Origin of the sequence: Actinosynnema sp. NPDC059335 (assembly GCF_042752395.1) — a bacterium.
GTDB lineage: Bacteria > Actinomycetota > Actinomycetes > Mycobacteriales > Pseudonocardiaceae > Actinosynnema.
Genome location: NZ_JBHYXZ010000137.1, coordinates 12,551 through 22,128, shown reverse-complemented (window position 1 = coordinate 22,128; position 9,578 = coordinate 12,551). Strand labels below are relative to the sequence as shown.

The window sequence follows — 9,578 nt, the reverse complement described above, 5'->3', positions numbered from 1 at the left end:
TCGTCGGGGTACTTCTTCGGTGGTGCCACGGACGACTCCCTTCAGGCCCTATCGGACCATGCCTGGAAAGCCACCGGGCTACCGGGGGAAGCTCAGACCCACTTCGCGCCGAACTCCAGCACCGCCTCGGCGGCGGCTTTCAGCGGACGGCGCTTGAAGGCCATCCCCAGGGCGGTGAACTCATCGTCCGGGAGTGCGAGAACGGCTTCCGGTGTCGGGAATAGCCACGCCGGCCCGTGAGGCGTGCGGACTTCCTCGCCGTGTGCCTGGCAGAACGTCCGTAGAGCTTGCGCGCCTGACCCGCCCGGATCACCTGCCGGACGATCGACGTCGCCAGGGCATCCCACAGGTCCGGGTTGCGCCAGCGTCCCACCGTGCCGGCAGCGCGCAGCACGTCCACCACCTCATCTGCACCGGTCAGCCTGCCCGGGTCGATGACGTCGAGCACGGGAGCGTCTCCTTCGCCCCGCACCGGGTGTGCCTCCGTCCGGGTGGCACCGGTCTTCGTGGGCGTGCAGGTCGATACCCAGGTGGAGCTTCCGGAACGGACGGCGCGATAGGCGGTTGCGCCTGCCGACAGCCAGGAGGGATGGTCAGTCATCACCGAGGACACGATCACAGCGATCTCCCTGGGCCAGGTTGATCGCCAACCATGGTGCCGAGACCACTCCGTCGTCTCGGGACATCGGCCGGCGTGGCGGATTCAAGGTCGATCTGCGGTCCTTACCCTGTCAACGCCGTTGGGCAGCACGAACACGCCGTGCGGTGATGACGACCGTGACGAGGCTGAGCACCATGCCGATCACCGCGAACACCACGCCGGCGACAGCCGGTGCGATCGGCAACTCCACGGTCACCTCACCGCTTCGACATACAACGGCCGGTGTTGCGTTGAGACGCAGCTCGGCCACCGCCTCAACCGACGCCAGTTGCCCCGCCGCATCGCGGCCGCACCACTGGTAGGTCGACGCGATCTGGGCGAAGCCGAGTGCCGCGACCCCCAAGAGGATCGCGAAGACCAGTGCGCACGACACGGCGAGGCCGCGGTCGTTCAGGAGTGGTCGTGACATGTCAGCGCAGGTGACTCCGGTTCTCGAACCACTCGTCGTCGTCAGGGCGAGGTGTGGTGCGGCGTCGGTCGACCGGCGGCGTCTCGGGAGCAGCGGTGACGTGCTGCTTCAACGTCAGTGCGTCGTCGAGTTCACGCGCGAGGTCGGCCATGCTGAAGTCGAGCACCTCGGCGGCCCGCTTGGCCGCCTCGTGCGCCGCCATGACCTCCTCGGCCAACCAGGGTTCTCCACCCTCATAAAGCGTGTTCGGCGCGATGTGCACGCGGACGAGCTTGCCCATCATGTCCACCCACACCGTGACCGCACCGCTGGGCGACACACCCTTGTACTGGCTGAACAGCACCTTCTCCGGGTCGCGCCTGATCCTGGCGAAACGTTCCTGCGCCTGCGCGACCATCTCCTGCGGATCCACGTCCCCTCCTAGGGCTGGAGCTTGCCCAGCGACTCCATCGCCTTGGCGGCGTCCGCGGACGCCTCGGCGCACTTGGCGATCTGCTCGTCGGCCTTGAACTTCTGCGAGTGCCACCACGCGGCCAGGCCCGCCAGGACGCCGAGGATGCCCAGGATCAGCCCCACGACGGCGCCGATCCCGGTCAGACCGACGATGATGCCCGCGATGACACCGATGACGCCGAGCGCGAACCCGATGGCGCTCCAGATGTTGTTCCACATGTCCGAGGCCTTGAACTCGAAGCCGTCGGCGATGTCGACCAGCGCCTGGCCGACGTCGTGGGCGGGCTTGCGCATCTCGCCCAGCGCCTGCTTCATCCGGTTGATGCGCTCGGTGTAGGCGTTGCTCGCCTCACCGGTCCACGCCGAAGCCTGGTTGGCCGCCGTCTCCAGGCCCCTGACGCAGCCGTCGATCGCCTGGCCCAGTTGGTCCGCGCCGTCGGACTGCCCGGTGCCCCACACGTCCCGCCCGATCCGGCGGAACGACTCCGGGTCGATGTCCCTGATGACCCTCAATGTGGACTCGATGGACGGCAGGCCGGGGGCGTGCCGGGCGGCGAACCCGTCGATCTCCCCCGCGTCCGACAGCAACGAATCCGTGATCACGGTCTGAAGAAAGCCCACGTGCCCCTCCCCCTGGTCACTCCGGGTAGACCCGGCGCATCCCCTCACCGATGAGCTTCTCGGCCCCCACGTACTCCTGCTGCGTCCGGTGGACGCCGTCGATCGCCGTCTCGATCGTGGTGTGGACCTGGTTGATGAAGTCCTGCACGGCCTGGCTGGTCCGGGCGTAGTCCTGGTCGACGAACTTCGTCAACGCCCGGATCACCCCGTCGACGGTCTCCTCGATGTTCTCGTGCGGGCTCACGGACTGCACCGTCATGCCGCCCTCGAGACTGGCCTTGGTGCGGAAGTCCCGTAGCCCCAGCGCCTCCCCAGCCGCTCTGAGACTGACCTTCAGCTGCTCGAACTCACCTGGGTCCAGCGCATAGCCCTTACCAGGAGTCCCCATTTCGTCACCCCCTGCGACCATCCCGTGCCGCAATGTAGCAGCAGGCATCAACCGCCACCTCGAAACGAAGAAGCGGCACCGAAAAGTCGCCAGGAGGATCCACCCAGCCGGGTTAGTGAGACCTGGAGCACACGGCTGACAACATTTGGTGCGGAGCGACCGCCTGCTCCGGATTTGCTCCAGCTCGGCAGGCCCAGTCCACAACGGACACAAAAGCAAGATCGCCCGCCACCTGCATTACCGCAGGTCAGCGGGCGAATCAGTCAAGCTATTAACTTGTGGAGCTGAGGGGACTCGAACCCCTGACCCTCACACTGCCAGTGTGATGCGCTACCAGCTGCGCCACAGCCCCTTGCCTGCACGTTTCCCGGCGGTTGGGGCCGCCGTTCTCGTGTGGCAATACCGTACAACACCGCCCCCACCCCGACGAAATCGGGGGGTACCCCAACGCGTTTGCCCTGGTGGGCGCGGTGTCGGGCTACTTCAGCAGGGTGGTCAGCCAGTCGCGGTCGTCCCAGTCGACGACCTGGCCGTCCTTCATCACCGTCGGCGTGCCGCCGAAGTTCCCGGTCGCCTTCACGGCGTCCAGCCCGGCCTGCGCGTCCTGCTCGTGGGCACCGCCGTCCACGCACTGCTGGAACGCGTCACCGGTGATCCCGAGGTCCGCGCCGAGCTTCGCCAGCTCCGCCTTGGTGTACCCCGGCCCGCCTTCCTCGGGCTGCCGCAGGAACAGCGTCTCGTGGTACTCCCAGAACTTGCCGGCGTCGGCCGCGCACAGGGCCGCGTTGGCCGAGTCGCGGGAGTACCCCTCGGGGTCCGAGTAGCGGTTCAGGAACGGCAGGACGTGGTAGCGCACGCGGAGCTTGCCGGCTTCGATCTCCTGCTTGATCTGCTCGCCGTAGGTCTTCTTGAAGTTGCCGCACGCGGGGCACAGGAAGTCCTCGTAGAGGTCCAGGGTGACCTTCGCGTCGTCCCGGCCGACCACGACCGCGCCGCCGTCGCGCTCGATCGGCGCGGACACGCCGGTGACCGGCGGCAGGTCGGCCAACGACGGCTTGGCGTCGGAACGGCTCCAGAGCACGCCGCCGACCACCACGGCGGCCAGCACGACGACGACCACGACGCCGATGACGATCCGGTTGCGGTCGTTCGACGTGCCACGCGCCGTCGCGACCGACTTGGCCGCCAACTGCTGCTGCTTCTTCTTCCGAGCGTTGCGCTCCGCGCCACCCACCGCACTGCCCTCCCGGTCACACCCGCCCGCAGGCTACCGAGCGATGCTGAGCGGAACCTGAGTGGTCAGGCGTCCGGCTGGCGGGGCCGGCCCGCCACGCGCTCGCCGACGGGCACCTCCGGCCCCTCGTCCAGCCGGCCGGACTCGCCGGCCACGTCCGCCGCCACGTGGGTCTCGTCGGCCTTGGGCAGCGTCTCGGGCGCGAACAGCCAGAACACCAGCGCCAGCGCGGCCATCGCGCCGGTCACGGCGAACGCCGCGCCGTAGGAGAACCGGTCCGCCAGCACGCCGGCCAGCAGCGGTCCGACGATGGCGCCGCAGTCGGCGACCATCTGGAACGCCGCCAGCACCGGCCCGCCCTTGGCCTTCGCCCCGATCACGTCGGCCACGACGGCGTTCTGCGGCGGGTTGAGCAGTCCCGCTCCGACGCCCGCGACGAGGGACGCGACCATGAACATGGGCACGTTCCCGCTGTACCCGAGCCACACGGTGCCGATCGCGGACACCGCGAGCCCCGCGATGGCCACCGGCTTGCGGCCGATGCTGTCGGCCAGCTTGCCCGAGATCATGAGCACCGCGGCGTTGCCCGCGGCGAACACCGACAGCGAGATGCCGGCGACGGCGGGCGTGCTGCGCAGCGCCTCCACCACGAACAGCGGCACCAGCGAGATCCGCACGCCGAACACCGCCCAGCCGTTGGCGAACCCCGAGGCCAGCGCCGCCCGGTAGGCCGACCGCCGCACGGCCGTGCGCACGGACATCGTGACCTGCTCGGTCGAGTTGTCCAGCGCGGCGAGCGTGGACCGGCGCAGGAACCACCAGACCACGAGTGCGGCCACCACCAACGCCGCCGCGTAGGTCACGAACGGCACCTGGATGGAGATCTCGACCAGCAGCGCGCCGACGATCGGGCCGCCGATGTTGCCCAGCAGAAACCCGGTGGCCCACAGCCCGGACGCCCGGCCGCGCATCGGGGCGGGCGTGATGCGGATCAGCAGGCCGACGGCGGCGACGGTGAACATGGTCGACCCGACGCCCGCGAACGCCCGGAACACGATGAGCTGCCAGTACGCGGTGGCGAAGCCGCACGCGCCGGTGCCGACCGCGACGATGAGGATGCCGACGATGTAGACCCAGGTCTCGCCGAACCGGTTGACGAGCCGGCCGCTCATCGGCGCGAACAGCAGCCTGACCAGCGCGAACGAGCTGACCACGGCGGACACGGCGAACGTGCCGACGTCGAAGCTCTTGGCGTACGCGGGCAGGACCGGCGCGACGATCCCGAACCCGAGGGCGATGATGAAGCTCGCCACGACGAGGACCCACACCTCGCCGGGTAGCCGGGGCTTGGCCGTCTTCTCCGAGCCTCGCCCGTCGGTCCCCAGCACCGCACGCCCCTTCCGCTCACCGTTAGCTGTGCTAAGGATATGCGGTGCGGCAACTAAATACTCAATCGAGCAGTTCGTCGACCCTGCGCGCGTACGCGGTCACGGGGTAGCAGACGTCGAACCCGCACGCCTCCACGAACCGCTCCCCCGCGCCGCCCTCGGCCACGTGCCCGGCCACCAGCAACGCCCCTGCCTCCCGCAACGCCGCCACCGCATCCCGCACCAAAGCCCGACCCAGCCCCCGCCGACGACGCGCCGGCCGCACGACCGCGTGCTCCACCAGACCCACCCGGCGCTCGGTGAACCCGGACGCGAATCCCCCGATCCGGTCACCGTCGTCCACCACGACGAACACGCACCGCGGGTCGTCCAGGCGCTGACCGAGGTGCCGCAGCAGCCGCGGCCCGTCCACGCCCAGGTCGTCGGCCAGCAGCTCGGCGATGCCCGGCAGGTCGGTGTCCCGCGCCGGCCGCACCAGCGACGACCGCGCCACCTCGCCCCGGTGCACAACGGCCAACGCCTCCTCCACCGCGTGCCACCCGGTGTCGTCGGCGATGCCCTCGATCTCGGCCACCGTGGTCGGCGACGCGTACAGCACCGCCTCGGCCCGCCCCACGTCGGCGAACGTCTGCTCCAACCGCATGAGCGTGCCCGCGACCTCGGCCGACGACCCGTACACCGCGCACGCGTGGTTGCCGCCGGGCAGCGGGTTGTCGCGGTTCACCACGACCTGCGCCACCCCGACCCGGCCGACCTTGCCGTACCGGACGGCGCCGGCGGCCAGCCGGGCGGCCTCCACCAGCCCGGCCAGCTCACGGGCCCGGTACGGGTCGAGCAGGTCGGGGTCGTCGGGATCGCGCAGCGGGTCGACCACGACCTCAGCCTCGCACGTCCCGGCCCTTCCACGTCGTCGTGCCGCGCAACGCCCGCCACGCCGACTCCAGCGACAGCGCTCCGAACGTGACGTAGGCCGCGGGCGCGAGCACGGCCGCGGCCCGCGGCTGCCGGGCCCGCTCCAGGAACGCGTACTCGGCCGCCGACTGCGCCAGCCACGCCAGCAGCCCCGGCTTCGACCCGCGCAACGCCGCCACCACCGGCACGGCCCCGTACGCGATGTGCGCGAGCCCGGTGGACGCCAGCGACAGGAACGCGCTCGCGGGCCCCTTCGCGTACAGCGACGTGCCGGCGACCATGCTCTTGCGCATCGACGCCCACGTGGCGCCGAACGTGTCCAACCCGGACGTGGTCAGCGAGTCCGCGCCGTCCACGTACCGCGTGCGGCCGCCGGAGTCGCGGACCAGGGTGGCGAAGCCCACGTCGTCCGCGCGCGACCCGGCGATCGCCGCCCAACCGCCCGCCCGTTCGCACGCCGCCCGACGGACCAGGATGCAGTGGCCGACCGCCAACGCCATGCCGCGCCGCCCGTCGACCGTGGTCGTCTCGAACAGCAGCTGGTTCACCGGCGCCAGCAGCAGCCACCACCCGGCGCTCGGCCGGGTGCCCCGCCCGGACGTCGACACGAGGTCGAGGTCGTCCCGCCGCGCGCCCGCGACGAGCCTGCCGACCAGGTCGGGCGCGGCCTCGGTGTCGGCGTCCACGAACAGCAGCCAGTCGGTGTCGGCGTCCGCCGCGCCGACGTGCAGCGCGTGCACCTTGCCCGCCCAGCCGGACGGCGGCCCCGGGCTCGTGATTAGCCGCACGCGCGGATCCTGGTCGGCGTGCCGCCGCACGACCTCGGCGGTGCGGTCGGTCGACGCGTCGTCCACGACCACGATCCGCAGGTCCCCGTAGTCCTGCTTCCGCAGGCCGGCCAGGCACCGGTCGATCGTGCGCTCCTCGTTGCGCGCGGGCACCACCACGGTGACCGAGCCGCCGTCGACCGGGCGCGCGGGCAGCCGCTCGACCTCCCGCCACACCTTGATCGTCACGGCCGCGCGAGCCAGGGCCACCGCCGCGCCGAGCACACCCCATTTCCCCATGCGCCCAGGTTGGCACACTGGCGGCGTGGAGTTGCCGAACCTGCCGATCCGACCGCTGCTCGGCGAGATCACGGGCACGTTGACCGCGCACGGCTCGGCGGTGCTGGTGGCGCCACCCGGCACGGGCAAGACCACGCTGGTGCCGCTGGCGCTGGAGGGCCGCGTGGTGGTGGCCGAGCCGCGCCGGCTGGCCGCCCGTGCCGCCGCCGGGCGGATGGCGAGCTTGCTGGGCGAGCCGGTGGGGCGGACCGTGGGGTACTCGGTGCGCGGCGACCGCAGGACCTCGAAGGACACCCGGGTCGAGGTCGTCACGTCCGGCCTGCTGGTGCGGCGGTTGCAGCACGACCCGGAGCTGGCGGGCGTCGGCACGGTGCTGCTGGACGAGTGCCACGAGCGGCACCTGGACGCGGACCTGCTGCTGGCGCTGCTCCTCGACGCCCGCGCCGGGCTGCGGCCGGACCTGCGGCTGCTGGCGACCTCCGCGACCGTGGCGGCCGACCGCCTGGCGCACCTGCTGGGCGACGCGCCGGTGATCCGGGTGGAGGCGCGGACGTTCCCGGTGGACGTCGAGCACGTCGCGCCGGCCCGCGGCGAGCGCGTGGAGGCCACCGTCGCCCGCGCCGTGCGCCGGGCCTTGTCCGAAGTGGACGGCGACGTGCTGGCGTTCCTGCCCGGCGTGGCGGAGATCCGCCGGTGCGCGGCGCTGATCGGCGACGACGTGGACGTGCTGCCGCTGCACGGCCGCCTCGCCACGTCCGCGCAGGACGACGCCCTGCGGCCCGGCTCCCGGCGTCGGGTGGTGCTGGCGACCGCGATCGCCGAGTCGAGCCTGACCGTGCCGGGCGTGCGGGCCGTGGTGGACTCGGGGCTGGCGCGCGTGCCGCGGGTGGACCACCGGCGCGGGCTGTCGGGGCTGGCCACGGTCCGGGTCAGCGCGGCGGTCGCCGACCAGCGCGCGGGACGGGCCGGCCGGGAGGCGCCGGGGCGCGTCTACCGGTGCTGGCCCGCGCACGAGCACAGCACGCTGCCGCGCTACCCGGAGCCGGAGATCCGCACCGCCGACCTGACCCGGCTCGCGTTGGAGCTGGCCTGCTGGGGCGTGCCGGACGGTGAAGGGCTGGGGTGGTGGGACGCGCCGCCGCGGGGCGCGCTCGACGCCGGCCGCTCGGTGCTGCGCGCCCTCGGCGCGTTGGACGGGCACGGCGCCACGGAGCGGGGCCGCCGGATGGCCGACCTCGGCCTGCACCCCCGCCTGGCGCGGGCGCTGCTGGACGGCGCGGCGGCCGTGGGCGCGCGCACGGCCGCCGAGGTGGTGGCCCTGCTGGACGACGACCGCGCGAACCCCGGGATCGAGCTGTCCACCCGGGACGCCGACCCGCGCGAGGTCCGCCGGCTGGCCGCGATGGTCGAGGGCGACGGTCGCGGCGACCCGGCGCTGGTGGTCGCCCTCGCCTACCCCGAACGGCTGGCGCGACGGCGTGCGGCCGGGTCGCCGGTGTACCTGATGGCCGGCGGCACGGCGGTGGAGCTGCCGCCGGGCAGCGGGCTGGCCGACGCCGAGTGGCTCGCGGTGGCGGTCGCCGACCGCGAGGCGGGCCGGGCCCACGGTCGCGTCCGGCTGGCCGCGCGGGCCGACGAGGAGCTGGCGGTCACGGCGGCGTCGTCGCTGCTGTCCGTCGAGGACGACGTGCGGTGGGACGGCGACGTCGTGGCGAACCGGCTGCGCAAGCTGGGCGCGATCACGTTGTCCGCCAAGCCGCTGCACGACCGCGACGCGATCCGCCGGGCGCTGCTGGCCGGCCTGCGCGCGGAGGGCGTGGGCCTGCTGCGGTGGGACGCGGACGGGCTGCGCACCCGCGAGCGGATGGCGTTCCTGCACCGGGTGCTCGGCGACCCGTGGCCCGCGGTGGACGACGAGGCGCTGCTCGCCGTGGTCGACGTGGGCGACGCCCGGCGGCGGGCCGACCTGGCGCGCATCAGCGGCGAGGAGGTCGTGCGGCGGCTGCTGCCGTGGCCCGCGGCCGTCCGGTTCGACGACCTCGCGCCGGACCGGCTGGAGGTCCCTTCGGGTTCACGCATCCGAGTGGACTACTCGGGACCGGAGCCGGTGCTGCCGGTGAAGGTGCAGGAGGTGTTCGGCTGGACCGAGACGCCGCGCCTGGCCGACGGCCGGGTGCCGGTCGTGCTGCACCTGCTGTCCCCCGCGGGCCGGCCGACCGCCGTGACCGGCGACCTCGCGTCCTTCTGGCGGACCGGATACCCGCGGGTCCGGTCCGAACTGCGCGGGCGCTACCCCAAGCACCGCTGGCCGGAGGACCCGCTGACCGCCCCGCCGGCCCGCCGTTGAACGACGACGGCCCCCCCCCCCGGGGGGGGGGGGGGGGCGGCGGGGGGGGGGGACTGACGCCGAGAGTATCTCACCCCCCCCGACAATGTGGTGCTGTG

10 protein-coding genes and 1 tRNA gene are annotated in these 9,578 nt (G+C 72.7%); 1 reads left to right on the top strand and 10 read right to left on the bottom strand.

Features of this window, described 5'->3' with window-relative positions; genetic code table 11:
• Nucleotides 1–139: 139 nt before the first annotated feature.
• The 10 genes from ACFXGA_RS31480 to ACFXGA_RS31435 all read right to left on the bottom strand — a co-directional run bounded on the left by ACFXGA_RS31480 (nucleotide 140) and on the right by ACFXGA_RS31435 (nucleotide 7,133).
• The gene (locus tag ACFXGA_RS31480; protein ID WP_378094208.1) at nucleotides 140–448 is read right to left on the bottom strand and encodes a hypothetical protein; all 309 of its coding nucleotides are present in this window, start codon (nucleotides 446–448) and stop codon (nucleotides 140–142) included.
• Between the two features lie 283 nt (nucleotides 449–731).
• Nucleotides 732–1,070: a hypothetical protein gene (locus ACFXGA_RS31475; protein WP_378094206.1), complete on the bottom strand. Its 339-nt coding sequence runs from the start codon at nucleotides 1,068–1,070 to the stop codon at nucleotides 732–734.
• A gap of 1 nt (nucleotide 1,071) precedes the next feature.
• Nucleotides 1,072–1,482: a YbaB/EbfC family nucleoid-associated protein gene (locus ACFXGA_RS31470; protein WP_378094204.1), complete on the bottom strand. Its 411-nt coding sequence runs from the start codon at nucleotides 1,480–1,482 to the stop codon at nucleotides 1,072–1,074.
• A gap of 8 nt (nucleotides 1,483–1,490) precedes the next feature.
• On the bottom strand, nucleotides 1,491–2,126 hold the full coding sequence (locus ACFXGA_RS31465; protein ID WP_378094202.1) for a WXG100 family type VII secretion target: 636 nt from the start codon (nucleotides 2,124–2,126) through the stop codon (nucleotides 1,491–1,493).
• Between the two features lie 34 nt (nucleotides 2,127–2,160).
• Nucleotides 2,161–2,532 (bottom strand): hypothetical protein, encoded by a 372-nt coding sequence (locus tag ACFXGA_RS31460; protein WP_378094200.1) that lies wholly within the window; start codon nucleotides 2,530–2,532, stop codon nucleotides 2,161–2,163.
• 279 nt (nucleotides 2,533–2,811) lie between these two features.
• A tRNA-Ala gene (locus ACFXGA_RS31455) sits at nucleotides 2,812–2,884 on the bottom strand.
• A gap of 126 nt (nucleotides 2,885–3,010) precedes the next feature.
• Nucleotides 3,011–3,766, bottom strand: a complete 756-nt coding sequence (locus tag ACFXGA_RS31450; RefSeq protein ID WP_378094198.1) for a DsbA family protein — start codon at nucleotides 3,764–3,766, stop codon at nucleotides 3,011–3,013.
• Nucleotides 3,767–3,831: 65 nt separating this feature from the next.
• Nucleotides 3,832–5,154 (bottom strand): MFS transporter, encoded by a 1,323-nt coding sequence (locus ACFXGA_RS31445; protein WP_378094196.1) that lies wholly within the window; start codon nucleotides 5,152–5,154, stop codon nucleotides 3,832–3,834.
• Nucleotides 5,155–5,215: 61 nt separating this feature from the next.
• Nucleotides 5,216–6,028, bottom strand: a complete 813-nt coding sequence (locus ACFXGA_RS31440) for a GNAT family N-acetyltransferase (RefSeq protein ID WP_378094194.1) — start codon at nucleotides 6,026–6,028, stop codon at nucleotides 5,216–5,218.
• 4 nt (nucleotides 6,029–6,032) lie between these two features.
• The gene (locus ACFXGA_RS31435) at nucleotides 6,033–7,133 is read right to left on the bottom strand and encodes a glycosyltransferase (protein ID WP_378094192.1); all 1,101 of its coding nucleotides are present in this window, start codon (nucleotides 7,131–7,133) and stop codon (nucleotides 6,033–6,035) included.
• Between ACFXGA_RS31435 and hrpB the strand changes: the two genes are divergently transcribed.
• Nucleotides 7,132–9,480 carry an ATP-dependent helicase HrpB gene (hrpB, locus tag ACFXGA_RS31430; protein ID WP_378094190.1) on the top strand — a complete coding sequence of 783 codons (2,349 nt, stop codon included), beginning with the start codon at nucleotides 7,132–7,134 and terminating at the stop codon, nucleotides 9,478–9,480. The genes ACFXGA_RS31435 and hrpB overlap by 2 nt on opposite strands.
• Nucleotides 9,481–9,578 lie beyond the last annotated feature (98 nt).